The following is a 20,871-nucleotide window of genomic DNA, read 5'->3' on the forward strand; positions in this document are numbered from 1 at the left end:
TCCCTCTTACAGTTTCTTCACATTAGGGATCACACCTAATAGAGTGATGCCCATCACTTCTTCGATATCTTCTGGTTTCTTCACACGGTCATCCAATACCTCTGACAAGATCACCAGAATAGAAATCAAGACACCACCAAGGACAAAGCCAATGACAACATTTCGTTTGATATTTGGTGAAGAAGGATTTTGCGGGACAACTGCCTCATCCAATGTTGTCACGTCAGACACCTTGGTTACAGCAATAATTTTTTCTGCCGCTACATCTTTCAAGCCATTCGCGATGCGAGCTGCTTCTTGTGGATCTGGGTCTGATGCAGTGATGGACAAAATCCGAGTATCTGTCGGAACTGCCACTGAGACTTTCTTAGCAAGCTCTGCTGGAGTCATTTCCAACTTCAACTCTTCAATGGCCTGGTTCAAGACATTTTGAGAAAGGATAATCTCGCGATAGTCTTTAACCAAATAGGATCCCGCTTGAAGATCTTGGTTAGTCAAGGCATTGTTTTCTTGGTTCTGACGGCTGACCACGTAGATACGACTAGTACTTTGGTAGATCTTTTTCGCTACAAAAGCGCTGTACCCTAAGGCTCCAATCGCAAACAGCAAGGCCGTAATGATAATTGAGAATTTACGACGCCATAAGGTTTTAAAGAGGGAGACCACATCCAATTCGATCTCTTTGCTCTCTTGCTTTTTCATATTCACTTTCTCCTTTTCAATCTCCGTGATGGAACTTGATTGTTAAAATAATTCGTTATCCAATAATGTTTGTTGATTTTCAACAAAGAGGGCACGTGCCCGGTCACTTCCGTAACGTTTTTCAATCAACTGATAAGCTTTTTCCATGTATGGAGGGCGCTGATCGACATTGTGCATATCGCTTGCAACAAAATGGACCAAGTCCTTGTCCAAGAAATATCGGGCACGATGTTTCATGAACTTGTAGCGATCACCAAACAGTTTAGGCTTGAGGACACTAGAACTATTGATCTGGGTATAGCATCCCATTCGGATCAATTCCCGTACCCGTTTTTCATTCTTTTCCAAACAGTGGTACCGTTCAATATGGGCAACCACCGGAGTCACTCCTAAGCGCAAGACTGCACTTAAGGCTTGGTGAATCTCCTTGTAAGGCGTCGCCATACTAAATTCAATCAAGGCAAAACTGGTCTCAGCCAACGTCGGAATGGTCCCAGCTTCTAACTTTTCTAAGATATCTCGCGTATAGTAGATTTCTGCTCCAAAATGCAAGGTCATTTCTGGCAGATAGGTCTCCACCATCTCTTTTACTGCCAAGTAGTTTTGATAGATCTTTTCTTCTGGGGTTTCAAACATCCCTTTTCGACGATGAGATGTCGAAACGATGGTACGAACCCCCTGACGGTAGCTTTCCTCAATGAGGAGCTTGCTATCCTCAATCGTCTTTGGTCCATCATCCACATCAAAGACAATGTGTGAATGAATATCAATCATTGTTTTTTCCTTCCATGGTTTGGTTTATCTTTTCTTTGGCTTGTGCCACACTATCAGCGTTCAACTCCATCATGTAGAGGGCAGATCCTGGCATAGCATATGAAGGTAAATCATTTCGTCCTTGTCCAGTGACAGCTTGAGAAGTCACCTTGTAACTTCCGCCAGTCTCCAACTGGGTATTCACCAAATTCATAATCGTTGGCAAGGGCATATTGGTTTGCAAGGAATCTTGTAAACCAGAAATGATTTCATTGTAATTGCTCAATGCTTTGGTCGATGTTAATTTATGGATAATGGCTGCGATCACTTTTTCTTGGTTCTTCCCACGATCGTTGTCTCCACCTTCGAGAGAGTAACGTTCACGGACAAAGCCAAGGGCCTGTTCCGAATCCAAGTGGACTTTTCCTACAGGGAAGTGGTAGTTCCCGTGTAGACTTGTAAATTCTTGATCATTTTCTACATCAATCCCTCCGACTAAGTCGACAAGCTTCAAGAAGGAGGTGAAGTTCAAACGGACATAGTAGTCAATCTTGATGCCATACAGATTTTCTAGGGTATGAATAGATGCATCTACTCCATAAATCCCAGCGTGGGTCAATTTATCCCCTTGGTTGTTTCCGCCATCGGCGATCGGTACATAGGCATCACGCGGAGTGGTGGTCAACAAGACTTGCTTGGTCTTTCGGTTGACCGTCATAATAATATTGACATCAGATCGAGAAACCGAAGTGACTGGACCGTAAGTATCAATCCCACTGACATAGATGTTAAAGGTGTCCGCATTCGCATCCGCCTTAGCTTTGGTTTCAACTTGACGGCGAATCTTATAGGAGTATATTTTCTTTAATTTTTTTGCATAGTCAGCATCCACACTTGCAATGGTATCTTCAAAGGTACTATTCAAGGCAATGGCTTTTGTCTTGTCTTCTTGTAGGGCCTGGTAAGCTGCCACATAAGATTCCACATCTTCAATCGTCAAGTCATGCTGGCGCGTTTTCTTCACTTCCTCTACCAAAGCTTGAAGATCGTCTGCATTGTTATTCCCCGTAGGTGCCGCTACACTGCTAATTTCTTTGATATCTTGGATTGGACTATCCGCTTTGACATAGACAGCCATTTCAAATTCTGTATAGTTGGCATTTCGGTTCACATTTCCAGCGACATCGACCAATTGCTGGGTAACATAGGTCCCCACGGAGGTCCCTAGCAAGCCCAGAACCAATAAAAATAGCGTCGTCTTTTTAGCCTTGCCTGCAAGGATCAAACCCAAGGTTAAAAAAAGTCCGCCAACTAGCAAGACCGTCACAAGGATATTCAAATAACGGAAAGCTAGGATATTGTAGCTAAAGATATTATAAAGAAAGAGTCCAGCCACAAGTAGCGTTAAGACCCAGAGACCACTATTGACAATACGTAGCTGATCCCAACTGCTCGTTCTGGTTGAACGTTTGTTTTTTCTACTTCGATTCATTTCATCCCCCATACTATTTTCTTAAATATTATAACATAAAATCATCCTAAAAATCGGAATCTATGCCCAATTCTCCACTATTAATTTTATACTATTCTGAGCTCTCTGTACAGCAATATGGGACAAAGAAATGAGTAAATAAAAAAGGTGAGGAAACTCACCTTTTTGAATGTAGATAAACTATTATTTTACATAAAACAGCTAGTTACTCTTCAAAAATGATTTATTTTGCCATTTAAGAAGATTAAAAACTTTCCGCTGTGAGAAAAGTGCCTGAAACACAATAATTTCAGGCACTCGGGAGTTTTGAGACCCTAGGCTCAAAACTAAGTCATGGAACTTCTTCGAAGTTCGCTGACGTCCGCACTCACCTAAGGAAAGTTTTTCGGAAGACTTTATCTTCAATCTGAAGGTGAGAAAACTCACCTTTTGTATAGATTTATACTTTATCTTTTGAGGTTGAACTTGTATCTGAATCCTTGCTAGTTGAGTCACTCTGTGAGGAATTGCTTCCTTTACGAGTTTCAGCTCCATCAGCAGAGTATTCGTTTACAAAGATTTCCTTACGCAATTCAAGGAAGCTTTCATCACTAAGGATGTAACGTCCTTCTTTGGTTTTCGTCAATTCCAAAGTGTACTCGCGTGGTTCGATGTAACCAAAGTCTTCATTCAAGCGGTCAAAGGCATAATAGAACAAGAAGTTGTTCAATAGAGACAAGCGTTTTTCTAGATCTGGATCTGTGTTGTCTTCTAATTTTTTAACATCTTCAATTCCGTTTTCAAAAAGACTAGATTTTGCACGGTTGATCAAGTTAGCCAAGTCACGTGTTGCAATGGCACGAGATTTGAACGTAACTGTCGCAGTATCTCCTTCGTCTTCAACCTTAGTGATTTCATAGTCATCACCAATAGTTGCTAGCACTTTGAAACGAGCTTGGTCAAACAATTCTAAGATTTTTTCTGGCGTGAATGTTTCAGTTGAGAGTTCAAGTGTAAAGTCTTCTGCAGGTAGATATTTTGAGGCATTTTCATCAACAAATTTTTCGGTAATTTGTTTTTTCCACTTGTCAACTGACGTTCCCATCAAGGTTGTGAAACCAGAAGAATGGTCAGTGAAGATGGCACGAAGAATGATATCTCCATCTTTCTCAATTTGTTTTTTGTTTTTTCCTCTTTTGACTCACTAGATTGTTCTACTTTATCCTCTTTGGCTGCTTTTTTCTCAGTAGCTGGTTTTGACGAACAAGCTACCAACAACAACAAGCAGGCTGGTAAGACACCATATTTTACGAGCTTTTTCATAAGTTCTCCTTATTTTTTATAGATTATGTTCATTATACCAAAAATAGCCTCCCTGAACATTCTTAGACAAGCCTATGTAAATAAATTGTAATATTTTGTCTCTACTTCGTAATAAAAAAGACCCCTTCTCTTGCGGAGGGATCTCATCGCCTATAGCATGGGCGCAAATAACTGCATAATCTCTTTGATCAAATACTGGTACCAGGTGATTCGGAAAGTGTCCAATTTGATCTGCTGAGACACGGAGAAAATCTCTTCAAAATCAGTTCGGATCTTGGTCAATTCTGGGCTTCGATACATCCAGACAGCATTCTCATAGTGATGGACTAGACTCCGATAGTCAAAATTGATGGTCCCGACTACTGCGACTTCATCATCGGCCAATACTTGCTTGCTATGGATAAAGCCTGGAGTGTACTCATAGATTTTTACCCCTGCTTCCATCAGGTCTGGATAAGCCCCTCGTGTAACGATTTGGATCAACTTTTTATCCGGAATGGAGGGGGTCACGATGCGTACGTCAACGCCTCGGAGTGCCGCATTTCGAATATCTTCTGTCAAATCATAATCAATGATTAAATAAGGGGTCGTAATATAGACATAGTCCGTTGCCTGATTGATGATATTCTGATACACAGCCTTACCAACCTGGGACTTATAGATCGGTTTCGGTCCACTACCAAAGGGGATATAGAAACCTTCACCATCTACCGCTTGGTTTTCCATATGGTATTTATCAAAATCTTCAATTTCTCCCTGGTTAATGTACCAGTTCATGAGAAAAAGTCGCGTCAAGGCCTTGACGGCTCGACCGTCCAAGCGCACTGCACTATCTTTCCAATGGCCGAAGCGTTCTCTCTGGTTGATATACTCATCCGCTAGGTTGACCCCACCTGTATAGCCAATCTGACCATCAATGACCAAGATCTTTCTGTGGTCTCGGTTGTTATAGGCCACCGTTAATCGTGGCACCACCTTGTTAAACTTATGGGCATCAATCCCTAACTTGCGCAAGCGTTTAGAATAGTTTCCCTTGAGGGTCGCCATACAGCCAATATCATCGTATAACAGCTTCACTTCGACCCCTTCTTTAACTTTCTCAAGTAGGATATCTAGGATGCTGTTCCACATCAGACCTTCCTCGATGATATAAAATTCGAGAAAGATAAATTTCTTGGCTGAGCGCAAATCCTCCAACAATTGTGGAAACATCTGATCCCCTAGTGGGAAAAAGGTCGAAACTGTCCCGTTGTAGAGATCTGCATTGTGGTCCATGGATAGAATAGACTTGACCATCCCATAAACGGCCTTACTCTCTTCCTTTAACTGGAGGCGAAGCACGCGGCTCTTGTCCTCACGGAAATTCATGGACTCCATATTTTCCAACTGAACCATTTCTTTTTTGGACAGACGACGCTCCCCAAACATGAGGTAAAGAAGGGAACCAAAGACGGGGATGACGGCAATCAAGAGCCAGGTCACCTTGCTCTCTGGAGGCATATTGCGGTTGACGATCGCCAAAATGGTCGAGATATACAAGAGGACCATGATAGTGACAGACATCCAATTTGGGAACCATCCATTAAGCCAAAAGAAGGCCGCAAAAGACAGCCAGAGTTCGAACCCCATAAAGAGGATACTGAACCCATATTTGGACATTAACAATCGAATCTTTCGAAAACTCACCCTCATTCTCCTTCTTTTATAATCCCTACTAGTATACCAGTTCTAAGAAGGGAGCGCAAACCCGATAAAATGAAAAAAGAGAGTGGGACAGAAATCGGTCATTCGTTAGAATTCGATTTCGTCGTCCCACCTCCGCACAGTTGAGTAGGGCTGTAAAAGCTGATGAAATCAGCGTAGTAGAGCCCACTCAACCACTGCGTCTTGCTCGACAATCCAAAGACAATTGAGAGGCTAGGATTTCTGTCCCACTCTCACTTCTGCTAGTTTATTGCTTGGTCAGAACGATCGTATCCTGATCACCCAAGTCTTGGTCCGTTTCTTTCAGGGTCAATTGTTGACCCTCTAATTGATAGCGGTAACCATCATCTCCGATAAAAATGATCTGGTTGGTAGCATCTAGCTTGACCTGTTTCAGCTCTTGCTCTCCATCTGCCTCTACAGCTGTCCAAGTCCCTGAATCACCAGTGATGACGAGAGTCACTTGATCACTTTCATCCATTCCCATATAGGTTCCGTCAAGACCAGTTTGGTTCACCTGCGGGCTGGTTGTTGTCTGTTTAGAAGATGTCGCCGTTGTTGTCGTCGCACTTGATGAAGTATTCGTTTGCGATGGTGTTTGCTGATTTGAACACGCTCCAAGTAGGAGGACTGTAGCTGTTGCTAATAAAACAGTCATTTTCTTTGCCATGGATGGTCTCCTTTCGCGCCAACTTTTTTAACGGACTTCCCCGTTCATTTGTGGCTCACCTTTAGTATACGATAGAGGTAGTTTTCGGTCAATCTTTATGACTGACCGATGAGGGTTACTGCCTATAAAGGATTCTTTCCTTGCTCTAGTAGATAAGCGCGTACTTCTGAAATGAAGTAGAGTGAGCCAGTGACAAATAGCACCTCTTGGCCATCTTGTCGGCTATAAAAATCCTGTAAGTAATCTCTGAAATCAGCTACATAAGGATAGCCTAAGCCATCCGCCTCTTGGACAACTTCCCCATAAGCAAAGGTCGTCACCGTTAAGTCCGCCTCCGGCAAGTCTCTTGAAAAGATCTCCAACATCCCCTTGTAATCTTTGCGCTTTAACGCACCAAAGAGGATCTTCACCCGTTTATCTGAAAAGGTGCGCGCATATTCGACCAATCGATGGATAGCATGAGGGTTGTGAGCGCCATCTAGATAGACTCCTTGGCCAAAGCTTTCCAGACGACCCGGCCAGCTAGTCGCTTGCAAAGCCTCCCGAACACAGTTTTCATCAACTTGCTTCCCTCTCTGCTCCATAAAGAGGAGAAAGGCTTCAAGAGCCACCGCAGCGTTCTCTTCCTGGTAAGCTCCATTGAGCCCCACTTTTAGTGAATCAAACCGATGCCGGGCATCTTGGAAGACACCCTTTACCAGTTGGAAATCTTCTCCATAGCGAGCTAGCGGACAGTCTGTTGCTTTGGCCTTTTCTATGCAGACTTGCTCAGCCTCTTCAGCCAATGGACCGATAACAGCCGGCTTCCCTGCTTTAAAGATTCCAGCTTTTTGAGCAGCTATGGCCTCTAGACTTCCTCCCAAGGTCTCTTGATGATCCAGACCTACTGAGGTAATCACTGCTACTTCTCCTGTGATGACATTGGTCGTATCGAGAAGCCCTCCGATCCCAACCTCAATCAAGGCCAAGTCTACTTCTTGCTCATGAAAATACAAAAAGGCCAAGAGGGTGACAATCTCAAAGTAGGAGAGTTGGTCGTGAGTCTCGAGAAGCTGAGACTCCATCGCTTGGATTCTCTGACCCAAGCGAATCAGATCCTGATCCGAAATCGGTTGCCCATTGATACAAATCCGATCATGCATACTAACGATATGCGGAGAAGTAAAGGTCCCGACTTTCAGACCATGCTGCTGGAATAGTTGGCGCATAAAAGCAATGGTTGATCCCTTCCCGTTTGTCCCTGTCACATGGATCATCGGAACGGCTTCATGAGGGTTCCCTAAGAGCTTTACAGCCTGTTGCATGCGCCCCAAGCCTGAACGAAAATTGAGTCCAATTCGACTATTCATCCATTCTTCAATTTGATTCATTTCTTTCTCCTAAAAGAAAAGAGCGATCAAGCCATATTACTGGCTCACGCTCCGCTATTTCTTTGATCGCTATTCCGCTTCTAGTGTTTCTAGCGCAAGGCTAAAAACATCCACTGGATGTTCCTGCGGTTTGTATTTCTTGCGCAGGGGTGATACAGTCTCCCAGACTTGCTTGCGTTTTTTGTTTCTAGCGCAAGGCTAAAAACGTCCCCCAGACGTTCCAACTCTTCTAATTTCTAGGAGTTGGGGTAAAAACATCCACTGGATTTACTTGCGGTCTGCATTTCCAACGCAAGGGTAAAAATGTTCACTGAACATTTTTACTCCTCCATAAAGCTGTTGAAGACTTCTTCAATCATATTCCATTCATCATCTGAATCTTCTGGGATTGGTTGAAGGTCGCCTTCTGTTCCGTCTTCGTTTTCAGTAAATGAGTATGCTTGGATTTCTACTTCACCATTTTCATCTTCTTCTGCATTTGCAGGAATCAAAAGAACATAGTTTTTACCAAACTCTTCTTTTCCATCAATGGTCAAAAGAATTTCAAACAAGGTTTCATTTCCTTGCTCATCCACCAATGTAATCAATTCGCGTTCGTCATGGTTGTGATCATGATCATGATTGTGTGCCATCTTATTTCCTCTTTTTCTAAAATTTTCGATCTAAATAATTTTGTAAAATCAACTGGGCAGCCAATTTATCAATGACTTTTTTACGCTTATTTCGGCTGATATCCGCTTGCTCAATCAGCATTCGCTCCGCTGCAACAGTCGTCAAACGCTCATCTTGATACTCAACCGGCAAGTTGAACAACTCTTCAAGGCGCTTCCCATAAGCTTGACTCGCTTCCACGCGAGGGCCGCTTGTGTTGTTCATGTTTTTTGGTAAACCAACGACAAAGCTATCAACCCGGTATTCCTTCACCAGTTCAGAGAGACGATCAAAACCAAACTCTCCCTTCTCCTCATTAATCTGAATAATCTCCAGACCTTGAGCAGTAAAACCTAATGGATCACTGATGGCTACTCCGACTGTCTTCGAGCCAACATCTAGTCCCATAATTCTCATTAGAGATCGATCCCTTGCCCTTTCAAGTAGTAACGAACCAATTCCTCAACAATTTCATCTCGTTCGTACTTACGAATTTGGTTGCGAGCGTTGTTATAACGAGGTACATAAGCAGGATCACCACTGAGTACATAACCAACGATTTGATTGATTGGATTGTAGCCCTTCTCATCCAAAGATAAGTAGACATCCTTTAATGTATCACTAATTTCTTTACGGTTTGAATCGTCAAGATTAAAACGTACTGTTTCGTCTGTAAATCCCACAATACCACCCTCTTTCTTTATATTAGTACTATTATACCATAATTTCCATACCTTTTCAAACGAAAAATATTGATTTTACGGGCTTTCTTGGACTTTTTATCACTTATTTTTGAAAGCAATCTTCTGCATTTTTCAATGACATTATTTTACTTCTTTAAAGCCATTTTTTTCCATGTTTTTGATGAAGAGCGTTGGAGAGTAAGTCTTGATCATTTTGCAAATTTCTCCCAAGTCTTCACTGTTTTTAATGTCATCGAAGTCTACTTTATCAGGATCAATCTCAATCTCAGAGACCATTGCTTCACCTGTCCAATCTGATGTCACGGTAATCCCATCGTAGTCTCTTAGTTCATCAATGCCCCCTTCTCCTTCATAGCCCTCAATCAAGGCTTGCTTGGCACCCTCTTTATCATCCTCAGCATCGATCAACTTCTTGATTTCGGCTTTGAATTCATCCGACACATGAGTCGCTAGTTTGATTGAAACTTTCTTGTATTTCTTTCCTTGGTAGGATACTGTCACTGTAATTTCCTGTTTACCTACCTCGTCAACTTCATCGACATCTCTATCGATCTTAAAGGTCCGAGTGACGACGCTATCTTTCGATAAGGACTTGCCCCCTTTTGATTGAGAATTCCCACAACCTACCAAGACAAGCAATCCTGCAACGACTAGTAAAAAAATTTTTTTCACGTTTTTCTCCTTATTCTTCTTTTGCTCCATTACGGAGTAGATTATTCATATATTCTGTTGGTGTCAACTTCAACAAATCTGCAACATTGGCTGTTTTGAAGTACTCTAACTCCACCGCTTTTTTCGTATCCAACTGGGTGAAATCATAAGTGATGACCGTTTGGTATTCATTTTCATTTGGTAGGGTCAGTTCAATTGTAAAACCTGGAAGGGCCCGCGCCTGTCGGAGTTGTTCATCCTTGTCCATCGACTCTACCATCAATCGTTGGGCTTCTTCGAGACCGACCTCTTGAATGGCTTTTTTCAATTCATCACTGGCAGGAGTGGTATTGGTCATGACCAATTTTTGTAATTGTTCCCCTTGATAGGTGATGGTCTGTTCTTGGCGAATACCTTTCTCATCTGTAGGAAGAACAAAATGTTTGGTAAAGACTTGCTGCTCTTCCGCCTTCTCTAACAGATTTCGATTTTCTTTATTAAATGATTCAATTTTAGCACTGTTGGATTTTTGAACACTGGAAGAATCGGTTTTCCCATGTTTCTTCTGTCCACAAGCTGTCAACGCCAGGAGCAAGACTCCTAGACAAATAAGCTTCTTTTTCATGTTTTCTCCTTTAATAAGCTTCTATAAAGGGATTTTCCCCACAGAAGTATTGTACCATAGAATCCCCCGCAAAAACATTCTTACAAGCATTTTTTGTGGATTCTTTATCGAGACACAAAAGAAAAAGTCGAGATCGTAGGATCTCGACTCTTCTCAGTAGCTAAACGATTGGCTACTTGTTTCTTATAGGGCTGCTCTTAAGCGAGCCTCCGCATTTTCAACATTTCGTACAGAACGTGGTAAAAAGGCCCGAATATCGTCTTCCTTATAACCAACTTGAAGTCGCTTGTTATCCACTAGGATAGGGCTTTTCAAGATTCGTGGTGTTTCTAAGATGATATCGATAACTTCATTCATGCTGAGGTCTTCAATATCGACTCCTAGATTCTTAGCGTATCGGTTTTTTGAAGAGACGATACTTGCAATTCCATTTTCTGTTTTGGTCAAAATATCGAGTAATTCTTCTTTTGTAATCCCTTCTTTACCTAGGTTTTGTTCTTTATAGATCAACTGATGAGCATTTAGCCAAGTTTTGGCTTTTTTACAACTCGTGCAACTTGAAACTGTGTAAATTTTAATCATGTATGCACTCCTTTCGCCACACGATAATAACATTGTAGTATATTATACCATAAAAACCATCAGTCTTTCGACCTATTTTGAAAAAAATTACTCTTCAATCTCAATTGCATCATCAAGATCTAGTGTTACTTCTTCAACAAGTGAGCTTTCAGCTACTTCATCTTGTGCAACTACAGCAGTGTCATCATCGATCAAACCAAAGCGCACGCGCACTTGGTGATCAATCTCATCAAAAATTTCTGGATGGTCTGCCAAGTATTTCTTAGCATTTTCAGAACCTTGGCCAATCTTCTCGCCGTTATAAGAATACCAAGCACCAGCTTTTTGGATCAAATCGAGGTCTGTTGCAATTTTCAGCAATTCGCCTGTACGCGAAATTCCTTCTCCGTACATGATTTCAACCATAGCTTCCTTGAACGGTGGAGCTACCTTGTTTTTCACAACCTTGATCTTGGTTTCTTTACCAACGTTGGTATCTTTTTGATCACCCGTTCCCTTGATCTGGGTATTTCCACGGACGTCTAGACGAACAGAAGCGTAGAATTTAAGGGCACGACCACCAGGAGTTGTTTCAGGGTTCCCAAACATGACCCCAACTTTTTCACGCAATTGGTTGATAAAGATGGCAATGGTCTTGGTCTTGTTGATGGAAGCTCCAAGTTTGCGCATGGCTTGGCTCATCATCCGCGCTTGCAAACCAACGTGGCTGTCACCAATATCTCCATCGATTTCTGCGCGTGGTACTAAAGCAGCAACAGAGTCAATCACGACCAAATCAACAGCGCCTGAGTCGATCAATTTACCCGCAATTTCAAGTCCTTGTTCCCCTGAGTCTGGTTGAGACAAGAGGAGTTCATCAATATTGACCCCAAGAGCTGCTGCATAAGATGGATCCAAGGCATGCTCGGCGTCGATAAAGGCAGCAATGCCTCCTTCTTTTTGGGCTTGCGCTACTGCATGGAGGGCAACGGTTGTTTTACCTGATGATTCTGGACCATAGATTTCGATGATCCGACCTTTTGGATAACCACCAGCACCCAAGGCAATATCAAGAGCCAAGGAACCAGAGCTCATGACTTGTACTTTTTGTTCTGCGCGTTCGCCCAGACGCATGATGGAACCCTTACCAAAGTCTTTTTCGATCAACTTCAGGGCATCATTGAGGGCTTTTTCACGCTCATCTCCAAATTTCTTTGAGATATCATCTAATTTTTTCTGTTTTTTCGCCATTCTTTTCTCCTATATTCAAAGCGTAGTGTTTTACACCTTCTTTTTATTATAGCAAATTTTCATCTAATAATACAGTCTTGCGTACCAGATTAAAAGCATGGAGGACTGCGACTTTACGAACATCCATACGACTCCGGCCAGCGATATTGACCTTGATCGATTGGACTCCTTTAGGACCCGCAATTCCAATAAAGACAGTTCCCGCTGGGTGCCCTTCCAGGCTATCTGGACCGGCAACACCTGTCAGACTGACTCCATAGTCAGCCCCTGTTAAGAGACGGGCTTGTGCCGCCATCCGCTCAGCTGTATGAGCTGAGACCACTCCATGTTCTTGCAACTCAGCTAGGGGGATTTGGAGCATTTTGCTCTTTTCCTCTATGCTGTAGGTAACAAAACCTCCCGGTAAGACCGCTGAGGCTCCTGAGAAATTAGCCAGACTCGACTGAAACATCCCGGCCGTCAAGCTCTCCGCTGCAGTCAGGGTCAAGCACCGCTCGCGCAAGAGTTCAAAAGCCACCTTAGCTAGGGAATTGTCATCTCCATAGCCATAGAAGAGCTGGCTCAAGGATTGACCATCCAAGGTCTCATGACGGAGAATCACTTGCTCCAGTTGATCCAATTTCTGATCTGCTCGCTCTTGTGATGAAGCCTTGGTCGACAAGCGCAAGGTGACTTCTCCGGTCTTGGCATAAGGGGCCACCGTCGGGTCTGTTTGGCTATCGATCACATCTGCCAAGACAGTTACCAGCTGACTTTCCCCAATCCCAAAGAAGCGCAAGACACGTGAATAGAGCTTCTCTCCTGTCGCTAGCAGAGGCACCAACTCATCCGTAACCATAGGTTTCAATTCACTAGGAGGACCAGGCAAAACCACATAGCTAACACCTTCTACTTCAATCAGCCCTCCCACTGCCAAACCGGTTAGGTTTTGGAGGGGCGTAGAGCCTGTCACTATTTGAGCTTGTCTCAGATTATTGGGAGTTCGGACATGGTCTGGCCGACTGGCAAAGAAGCGATCCAACTTGGCCATTGCTTCGGGATCAAAGGTCAAGTCTCTATCCAAGAATTGGGCCAGGGTTTGCTTGGTCAGATCGTCTTCGGTCGGTCCGAGACCTCCTGTGAGGATGACGAGATCACTTCGATCACGCGCAATCGCAAGAACAGACAAGAGACGATCGGCATTATCTCCAACTGCAGTTTGGAAATAAACGTCGATCCCTAGACCGGCCAACTTTTCTGATAAGAATTGCGCATTGGTATTGACAATTTGTCCAGTGAGAATTTCGGTTCCCACTGCAATGATCTCTGCTTTCATAACGCCTCCACTTATACTATTCGTAATTTTTCTTCATTGTAACACAAAAATAGAAAAATCGTAGAAAAATTTTCTACGATGGATTAGTGATTAAGATTTTTCCAGTCACAATCATTCTCGTGATCATTGACGAGACCTGCTGCTTGTAGGTAGGATAGGACCGCAACGGGACCTGTAAACTTAAAACCACGCTTTTTGAGATCTTTGGATAATTTCTCAGATAAGGCTGTTTTGGCAGGCGCCTGGCTGTAATCCGGCACATCATTCACGATGGTTTTCTCATCAACAAAAGACCAGAGATAGGCATCAAAAGAGCCAAACTCTGCCTGGACTTGTAGAAAGGCCTGGGCGTTGGCGCGGGTCGCAAAGATCTTAGCTCGGTTTCGAATGATAGCTGGATTGTCTAACAAAGCTTCCAGCTCCTCATCCGACATCTCTGCGACACCTTGAAGGTGATAGCCATGAAAAGCCTCACGGAAAGCTTGACGTTTATTGAGCACCGTCTCCCAAGACAGACCAGCTTGATAGGTCTCTAAGCAAAGCAACTCAAAAAGGGCGTGGTCGTCATGGAGGGGCTGGCCCCACTCCTCATCATGGTAGGCTACATATAGTGGGTTATTCATTTTAACCCAGTCACAGCGTTTTGGCATAGACTTCTCCTATTTCACCAACATCTTAAGAGCTGATTTGATATAGTTCTCTGCTGTATCGGTCGTACCTTCAAAGAATTTCTTGATTTTCTTGAGTTCCGTCACCTTGTAGCCCAAAGCCAACATGGCTTCCATAGCTTCTTCAAGAGCTTGATTTTCCTCGGATGCTTTAACTTTAGTCTGAGCCGGTGTATCTTCTAGATCAAGATTAATCTTACCTTCTAGATCCAAGACCATCTGTTGGGCTGTTTTCTTACCAATCTTCGGAAACTTGGTCAAGTAGGTGATGTTCTTACTTTCGATGGCTTGGACAAGGCCTGCATTGTCATCCGCAGCGATGATGGCTAGAGCTGAGACTGGACCAATTCCAGAGACCGAGATCAAGTTCAAAAAAAGCTTTTTCTCTTCTTCGGTCGCAAAGCCATAGAGAAGGTGAGCGTCTTCACGGACTACTTGATGGAGATAGACTTGCACCTCTTGGTTCATTTTGCCAGAGTAGGCATAGGGATTGGCCACATGCAAGAGATAGCCGATCCCAGCTGTCTCCACCACGATGTATTTGGCGGTGATTTTTGTTAAGATTCCTTTAATGTATTCGTACATAAGATTCCTTTATTCTTTGTTTAATATTTGCCTAATTCCCGTAGGCTGGTGTGATTTTCCTGAATGCGTCGGAACATCTTTTCCATGTCCGACTTGGTGAAGTTGACCAAGACCGGACGGCCATGAGGGCAGTTATAAGGGTTGTCACATTGGGACAGTTGGTAGATCAGATCGCGTGCGGAGTAATCATCCAGGGTGTGATTAGCCTTGATGGATCGTTTGCAGGACATCATGATGGCCAACTCCGCCCGGTATTTCTTGATGGACACTTCCTTGGTCAAGAGGAGCATGTCACACATCTCATAAATGCCCGACTCGATCTCTTCTTCCTTCATCCAGATCGGATGCTCCCGCAAAATCAACTGGTTGGTCCCATATTCTTCTAGGTAGACTCCCACTTCTTCTAGGAGGTGCTTGCGCTGTTGCAGGCGGATCAGATCGTCCGCAGGGAACTCAAAGATATAAGGCACCAGCAGTTGTTGTTGACTGCCATCCACGTCCCCGATGCTCTCTCGGTATTCTTCGTATTTGACCCGCTCTTGGGCCGCATGCTGGTCAATAATGTAGAGGCCCCCATTACCTTGGGCAAAGAGATAGGTCCCATGCATCTGGCCAAAATATTCCAACTCTGGGAAGGTTGATGTTTCCTCACCCTCCAGCTTGTCATAGGCCTTGTCTAGACTAGCCAGATCCAACTCTGGGTGGTCTAATTGATCGTACTGAGGCGCCTTTCGCTCTGCAAACTTGATGGCTGGTGACTTAGTCTCCTGATTTCCCTCTTCTGGAGCAAAGAGAACCGTCTGCTCTGAGGTCATTTCACCACTTGGCTGGGATTCTGAAACCTCTGGACGGACAAAGAAATCTCCCTTGTCTCGATCATAATAGAGGCTATTTTCTTTTAGGGGGAGACTGGTCTGAACTGGCTTTTCTGTTCGACGAAGCGTCGATTTGGCCAGATTTTCCAAAGCATCTGGAATCAGATCTTGCTCTTTCAAAGCGGAAACAATCGCTTGGGAGATCAAGCCCATCAGTTCTCGTTCTTTGGAAATACGTACCTCTTGCTTGGTCGGGTGGACATTGACATCAGCTAGATAGGGGTCAATCTGGATATTGATGACCGCTATCGGGAAGCGTCCGACCATGAGTTTACTGCCGTAGCCGTCCAAAATAGCCCGGTTGAGCAAGAAATTCTTAATGTAACGGCCGTTGATAAAGAGGCTAATATAGTTGCGATTGGCCCGAGTCAGCTCTGGCAAAGAGACAAAGCCGGACACTTCAAAGTCCAAATCACCTGTCTCGATGGCAACCATTTTTTTGGCGGTAGCGAGGCCGTAGACTCCTGCGATGGCTTGGCGGAGATTTCCCGTCCCTGCCGTCCGTGTCATTTCATGCCCGTCATTGATCAAGGTAAAGGCAATCTCTGGATGGGCTAGACTCAGGCGGTTGAGAATGTCGACGATATGGGACAACTCTGCCTGTTGGCTCTTCATATATTTGAGGCGGGCTGGTGTGTTGAAAAAGAGGTCCTCGACCTTGATTTTGGTCCCCACAGGGCTGGTTGCCGGCTCAAGAGAAGTGATTTCGCCTCCTTTAGCATCTAGCTTGGTTCCATGACTGGCTCCTTCCTGAGCTGTTAGGATGGTCATAACACTGACAGAGGCAATGGAGGGTAAGGCCTCGCCACGGAAGCCTAGGGTCCGAATCCGAAAGAGATCGGCTTGACTCTTGATCTTACTAGTCGCATGGCGACGAAGGGCTAATTCCACTTCCTCATGGGCAATCCCCTGTCCATTATCTGTGATTTGAATGGTCTTTAAGCCCGCTTCTTCAATCTCTACGACAATCTGACTGGCTCCTGCATCGATGGAGTTTTCAACCAGTTCCTTGACCACACTAGCAGGGCGCTCGATGACCTCACCGGCAGCGATCTGATTGGCTAGAATTTCTGGTAATTCGATAATCTGTGACATAGCTTCCCCTCTTATCTTTTATACGCGCATAGGTAGAACTATTATACCATATCTCCAGGGAAGGCCTCCGTTTATAAAACCTCGTACCCTAGCTCCACTAAAGATACTGGCCTTCTACCAGATAGACAGACAAAATGACCGAATATGCAAAAAACCTTGTCTTGATGCCTGAAAAAGTGTTTAATAGAATTGTAAGCAAGAGGTCCTGCTAGCGGATCGCTTACCTGACGTCAATCAGTTAGAAGGGATTTGTATGAAAGTAACAGTTACCATTGACCCCCATTTTCAAGAAGAAGGCGTAGCTATCACAGCGCCACAACCTAGCGAACGCATCCAGAAAGTCCAACAATTCATAGAGGAATTGGACCAGAAGGAACGCTTGCGAGCGAAAAAGGATGGGGAAACCTATCTTGTAGAGACCCACTTGTTTCATCGTTTCTATATTGAAAACCGGCAAGTGGTGGGGGAAACAAAGGATGATTGCTTCATCCTCACAGGTCCGCTCTACCAACTCTCTGAAGATTTGCCCATCTACTTTTTAAAAATTTCTCAATCTGAAATTATCAATACCAAAGAAATCGATCACCTGCATTTTACCACTAGCGGTTCGGTTCAAATCTATCTCAAAAACGGAAGGATGACTTACTCCTCTCGCCGTTATTTAAAAGCCATTAAGGAGAAACTCTCATGATGAAAAACCATTTTACCAACGCTCTGAAAGGGATCTTGATCGGTCTCATCCTCTCTATCCTCTTTTCTTTTTTAAACTCCCCTTCCACTTATACGCCTCTCAGTCCTAGCTCAGCTGTCGGCCAGTGGATGCAAGCCCACGAAGTTCATGGATCCCTTGTTATGCTCTATTGTACCCTTATCTGGGCTGGCATCGGACTCCTCTTCAGCTTAGGGAGTGTCCTTTTCAACAAAGATTGGAGTTTGTTGCGCGCGACCGTCAGCCACTACCTCTTAATGCTCTTTGGTTTCCTACCTTTAGCAACCTTGGGTGGCTGGTTCCCAATGCAAATCAGTTTTTATCTCTCTGTCATTCTTGAGTTTAGCTTCGTCTATCTCATTGTCTGGGCTGTCTCTTACTACCTCAATAAAAAGAAAGTGGATGACATCAACCGTCAGTTACAAGGGAAGGCTTGATAAATAAAAAGAGGCTGGGACAAAAGTCCTAGCCTCTCAATTGTCTTTGGATTGTCGAGCAAGACGCAGTGGTTGAGTGGGCTCTACTAGGCTGATCTCATCAGCTTTTACAGCCCTACTCAACTGTGCGGAGGTGGGACGACGAAATCGAATTCTAACGAATTACCGATTTCTGTCCCACTCTCTTTTATATTCTCTTTTTCATCTCGGTAACTGCCATCATGACTTCCATCGGGGTCATGTTGTAGATATCGAGATTGTTTAATTCTTCTAGTACTGGGTGAGTGGTGTCTGCTGCAAACAGAGATAACTGCTCTCCAAGCTCTTGAGAGGGTTGCTTGGTTGGAGCTGCTACCGGCACTTCTTGGATTTGGCCTTCTAGTTGACTCAGGATGGCATCTGCCCGCTTCAATAGATCGCTTGGCAGGCCTGCAATCTTGGCCACATGGATCCCGTAGGACTTATCAGCAGGTCCCTCTTCGATCCGGTGCAAGAAGGTCACTTGGCCATCCTTCTCCAAGGTAGCGACGTGGACATTGCGCAAGCGAGATAGGGTCTGCTCCAAGTCGGTTAGCTCATGGTAGTGGGTGGCAAAGAGTGTCTTGGCCCCTGTCCGGTCATGAATGTATTCGATAATGGCTTGGGCCAGAGCCATGCCATCATAGGTCGCCGTTCCCCGTCCCAACTCATCAAATAAGATAAGAGAGGCTGGAGTCGCTTGGCGAATGGCATTGTTGGCCTCCATCATCTCAACCATAAAGGTCGACTGGCCGGACACCAAGTCATCTGCCGCCCCAATCCGAGTGTAAATGGCATCAAAGAGGGGGAGGATCGCCGCCTGAGCTGGTACAAAGGAGCCAATCTGGGCCATAATGACAATGATAGCCAATTGACGCATATAGGTGGACTTCCCGCTCATATTGGGCCCCGTAATCAACTGGATATCACAGGTCTCATCCATAAGGATACTATTGGGAATGTAGCTTTGAGCTCCCATTACCTTCTCAACAACCGGATGACGGCCCTTTTCAATCCGGATATCACGCGCCTCTTGGAAGACTGGACGGGTCAGTTGTTGCCTTTCAGCCACACAGGCCAGCCCCTGCAAAACGTCCACCGTCGCTAGAGCTTGGGCTAGTGACTGCAAGCGCTGAATGTACTTGCCGACTTCCTCTCTGATTCGTAGGAAAATCGCATACTCCAGACTGGTTGATTGTTCCCGAGCTTCTAGCATCTCTCCTTCGATCCGAGCCAATTCTTCTGTCCCAAAGCGCTCGGAGTTTTTCAAGGTCGCCTTGCGGAAGAAATGAGCTGGCACACGGGATAATTGGGAGTTGGTCACATGGAAATAGTAACCGTCTTTTTTGTTGTAGTCAATTTTAAGACCGGTAATACCACTGGCTTCGCGTTCCTTGGCTTCAATTTCTGCAATCCAGCCGGTCCCTTCTCGGAGGACGACACGGTACTGATCCAGAGTTGGATCAAAGCCGGTACGGATGATATTGCCTTCTGTCAGAACGATAGGGGCATCCGGATCAATAGCCGCTTCGATGAGACGGCAAAGCTCTGGTAGCTCATCTAACTGAGCAATGAGGAGGTCTAGAACAGGCTCTCCCATCTCGACCAAGAGCGACTTGATCAAGGGAACGTGGCGCAGCGTTTCCCCCAATTGCAAGAGGTCCTTGGGAGTAATCTTACCAAAGGAGACCCGACTGGCCAAACGCTCGATGTCATACACACCTTTGAGACGATCTGCCAGATCACTTCGCTCAAAGAAATGGTCCAAGAAGACTTGGATAATCTCTTGGCGCTCTTCGATCCGATGACGGTCCATTAAGGGTTTCTGGATCCAAGCCCGCAAGAGACGTCCTCCCATGGCTGTCTTACTTTCATCTAGGAGCCAGTAGAGGCTACCGTGTTTTTTACCTGTCCGGGCATTCTCTGTCAAGTCCAAACTCGCCTTGGTCGCATAATCCATCTGCAAGAAATCACGGACTTCATAGTGATGGGCAGGCTTGATATGGTGGAGCTCCCGCTTCTGGGTTTCCTGTACGTATTGGAGCAGACCTCCAGCCGCTATTCTCTCCAAATGAGTCAACTCAGCCCCTAGAAGTTGAACATCCTCCGCCACTTCTGAGATAGGGGAGAGTAAGAGGTTCATTTGGCCAAGAAGGACTCTTTCTTCCATTTCTGACAAGGAGTAGGTCAAGACAATTTCACGCGCCCGCAGGTTTCGTATTTCCCCACAGACCATGGCAAAATCATTCAAACTAGTGACCTGAAACTCTCCAGTCACCAAGTCCATATAGGCAAGGCCATAATCCGTCTCATCATGAGACAAGGCTACCAAGAAGTTGTTGGCGCTGTCTGGCTTGGTCGAATCGACAACGGTCCCTGGAGTAATGACTTGGACCACTTCCCGCTTGACCACACCGACGGCTTGCTTAGGATCTTCCATCTGCTCTGCAATAGCCACCTTATAGCCTTTTTCGATCAAAACATCGATGTACTGCTGGGCTGAATGATAAGGTACTCCAGCCATGGGAATCGGATTTTCTGCATTTTTATTCCTTGAAGTCAAGGAAATCTCTAAAATCTGTGCGGCATTGACGGCATCTTCATAAAAGAGCTCGTAAAAATCCCCCATCCGAAAGAGCAAAAAAGCATCCGGATAGTCTTTTTTGATATCTAGGTATTGCTGCATGCCAGGTGATATTTTTTCTGCTGCCATATCGCTCCTTTTCTCTATCA

22 protein-coding genes are annotated in these 20,871 nt (G+C 44.6%); 2 read left to right on the plus strand and 20 right to left on the minus strand.

Annotation, left to right across the window (positions count from 1 at the left end):
• Window positions 1-6: 6 nt before the first annotated feature.
• The 19 genes from DW738_RS07390 to mutL all read right to left on the minus strand — a co-directional run bounded on the left by DW738_RS07390 (window position 7) and on the right by mutL (window position 16,974).
• Window positions 7-702, minus strand: coding sequence for a Wzz/FepE/Etk N-terminal domain-containing protein (locus tag DW738_RS07390; protein WP_123160707.1), 696 nt, complete (start codon window positions 700-702; stop codon window positions 7-9).
• Between the two features lie 42 nt (window positions 703-744).
• The gene (cps4B, locus tag DW738_RS07395; RefSeq protein ID WP_123160708.1) at window positions 745-1,476 is read right to left on the minus strand and encodes a capsular polysaccharide biosynthesis protein Cps4B; all 732 of its coding nucleotides are present in this window, start codon (window positions 1,474-1,476) and stop codon (window positions 745-747) included.
• On the minus strand, window positions 1,469-2,947 hold the full coding sequence (locus tag DW738_RS07400) for an LCP family protein (RefSeq protein WP_165852131.1): 1,479 nt from the start codon (window positions 2,945-2,947) through the stop codon (window positions 1,469-1,471). Before DW738_RS07400 ends, cps4B begins: the two co-directional genes overlap by 8 nt.
• A gap of 439 nt (window positions 2,948-3,386) precedes the next feature.
• Window positions 3,387-4,031: a hypothetical protein gene (locus DW738_RS07405; protein ID WP_042361290.1), complete on the minus strand. Its 645-nt coding sequence runs from the start codon at window positions 4,029-4,031 to the stop codon at window positions 3,387-3,389.
• Complete coding sequence (locus DW738_RS07410; protein ID WP_042361291.1) at window positions 4,031-4,249, minus strand: hypothetical protein; 219 nt, start codon at window positions 4,247-4,249, stop codon at window positions 4,031-4,033. Before DW738_RS07410 ends, DW738_RS07405 begins: the two co-directional genes overlap by 1 nt.
• Before the next feature lie 150 nt (window positions 4,250-4,399).
• Window positions 4,400-5,935, minus strand: a complete 1,536-nt coding sequence (cls, locus tag DW738_RS07415) for a cardiolipin synthase (RefSeq protein WP_023027376.1) — start codon at window positions 5,933-5,935, stop codon at window positions 4,400-4,402.
• Between the two features lie 265 nt (window positions 5,936-6,200).
• The gene (locus DW738_RS07425) at window positions 6,201-6,623 is read right to left on the minus strand and encodes an SP_0198 family lipoprotein (RefSeq protein WP_023027377.1); all 423 of its coding nucleotides are present in this window, start codon (window positions 6,621-6,623) and stop codon (window positions 6,201-6,203) included.
• Between the two features lie 122 nt (window positions 6,624-6,745).
• Window positions 6,746-7,993 (minus strand): folylpolyglutamate synthase/dihydrofolate synthase family protein, encoded by a 1,248-nt coding sequence (locus DW738_RS07430; RefSeq protein ID WP_123160710.1) that lies wholly within the window; start codon window positions 7,991-7,993, stop codon window positions 6,746-6,748.
• 320 nt (window positions 7,994-8,313) lie between these two features.
• A complete protein-coding gene (locus DW738_RS07435) occupies window positions 8,314-8,625 on the minus strand; it encodes a DUF1292 domain-containing protein (protein ID WP_006595405.1) in 312 nt (103 codons plus the stop codon).
• A gap of 16 nt (window positions 8,626-8,641) precedes the next feature.
• The gene (ruvX, locus tag DW738_RS07440; protein WP_123160711.1) at window positions 8,642-9,061 is read right to left on the minus strand and encodes a Holliday junction resolvase RuvX; all 420 of its coding nucleotides are present in this window, start codon (window positions 9,059-9,061) and stop codon (window positions 8,642-8,644) included.
• Window positions 9,061-9,327, minus strand: coding sequence for an IreB family regulatory phosphoprotein (locus tag DW738_RS07445; RefSeq protein WP_006597020.1), 267 nt, complete (start codon window positions 9,325-9,327; stop codon window positions 9,061-9,063). Before DW738_RS07445 ends, ruvX begins: the two co-directional genes overlap by 1 nt.
• Window positions 9,328-9,468: 141 nt before the next feature.
• Window positions 9,469-10,020: a hypothetical protein gene (locus DW738_RS07450; RefSeq protein WP_123160712.1), complete on the minus strand. Its 552-nt coding sequence runs from the start codon at window positions 10,018-10,020 to the stop codon at window positions 9,469-9,471.
• Window positions 10,021-10,030: 10 nt separating this feature from the next.
• A complete protein-coding gene (locus DW738_RS07455; RefSeq protein ID WP_123160713.1) occupies window positions 10,031-10,624 on the minus strand; it encodes an SP0191 family lipoprotein in 594 nt (197 codons plus the stop codon).
• Between the two features lie 183 nt (window positions 10,625-10,807).
• The gene (gene spx / locus DW738_RS07460) at window positions 10,808-11,206 is read right to left on the minus strand and encodes a transcriptional regulator Spx (RefSeq protein ID WP_006595399.1); all 399 of its coding nucleotides are present in this window, start codon (window positions 11,204-11,206) and stop codon (window positions 10,808-10,810) included.
• A gap of 87 nt (window positions 11,207-11,293) precedes the next feature.
• Window positions 11,294-12,436, minus strand: a complete 1,143-nt coding sequence (gene recA, locus DW738_RS07465; protein ID WP_117744824.1) for a recombinase RecA — start codon at window positions 12,434-12,436, stop codon at window positions 11,294-11,296.
• A gap of 46 nt (window positions 12,437-12,482) precedes the next feature.
• Window positions 12,483-13,751, minus strand: a complete 1,269-nt coding sequence (locus DW738_RS07470; protein ID WP_123160714.1) for a competence/damage-inducible protein A — start codon at window positions 13,749-13,751, stop codon at window positions 12,483-12,485.
• Between the two features lie 83 nt (window positions 13,752-13,834).
• Window positions 13,835-14,401, minus strand: coding sequence for a DNA-3-methyladenine glycosylase I (locus DW738_RS07475; protein ID WP_123160715.1), 567 nt, complete (start codon window positions 14,399-14,401; stop codon window positions 13,835-13,837).
• Window positions 14,402-14,410: 9 nt separating this feature from the next.
• Window positions 14,411-15,004 (minus strand): Holliday junction branch migration protein RuvA, encoded by a 594-nt coding sequence (ruvA, locus tag DW738_RS07480; RefSeq protein ID WP_120701478.1) that lies wholly within the window; start codon window positions 15,002-15,004, stop codon window positions 14,411-14,413.
• A gap of 20 nt (window positions 15,005-15,024) precedes the next feature.
• Entirely contained in the window at window positions 15,025-16,974 is a 1,950-nt protein-coding gene (mutL, locus tag DW738_RS07485; RefSeq protein ID WP_123160716.1) for a DNA mismatch repair endonuclease MutL, read from the minus strand.
• Between the two features lie 253 nt (window positions 16,975-17,227).
• On the opposite strand from mutL, the gene DW738_RS07490 reads away from it, so the two are divergent.
• A complete protein-coding gene (locus DW738_RS07490) occupies window positions 17,228-17,665 on the plus strand; it encodes a LytTR family transcriptional regulator DNA-binding domain-containing protein (RefSeq protein ID WP_123160717.1) in 438 nt (145 codons plus the stop codon).
• On the plus strand, window positions 17,662-18,120 hold the full coding sequence (locus DW738_RS07495) for a DUF3021 domain-containing protein (RefSeq protein WP_123160718.1): 459 nt from the start codon (window positions 17,662-17,664) through the stop codon (window positions 18,118-18,120). Before DW738_RS07490 ends, DW738_RS07495 begins: the two co-directional genes overlap by 4 nt.
• Before the next feature lie 187 nt (window positions 18,121-18,307).
• Here the strand turns inward: DW738_RS07495 and mutS are convergent, their stop codons facing one another.
• On the minus strand, window positions 18,308-20,851 hold the full coding sequence (gene mutS, locus DW738_RS07505; protein WP_123160719.1) for a DNA mismatch repair protein MutS: 2,544 nt from the start codon (window positions 20,849-20,851) through the stop codon (window positions 18,308-18,310).
• Between the last annotated feature and the right edge of the window lie 20 nt (window positions 20,852-20,871).

Source organism: Streptococcus sp. AM28-20 (assembly GCF_003603595.1).
In the GTDB taxonomy this organism is placed as follows: Bacteria; Bacillota; Bacilli; order Lactobacillales; family Streptococcaceae; genus Streptococcus; species Streptococcus ilei.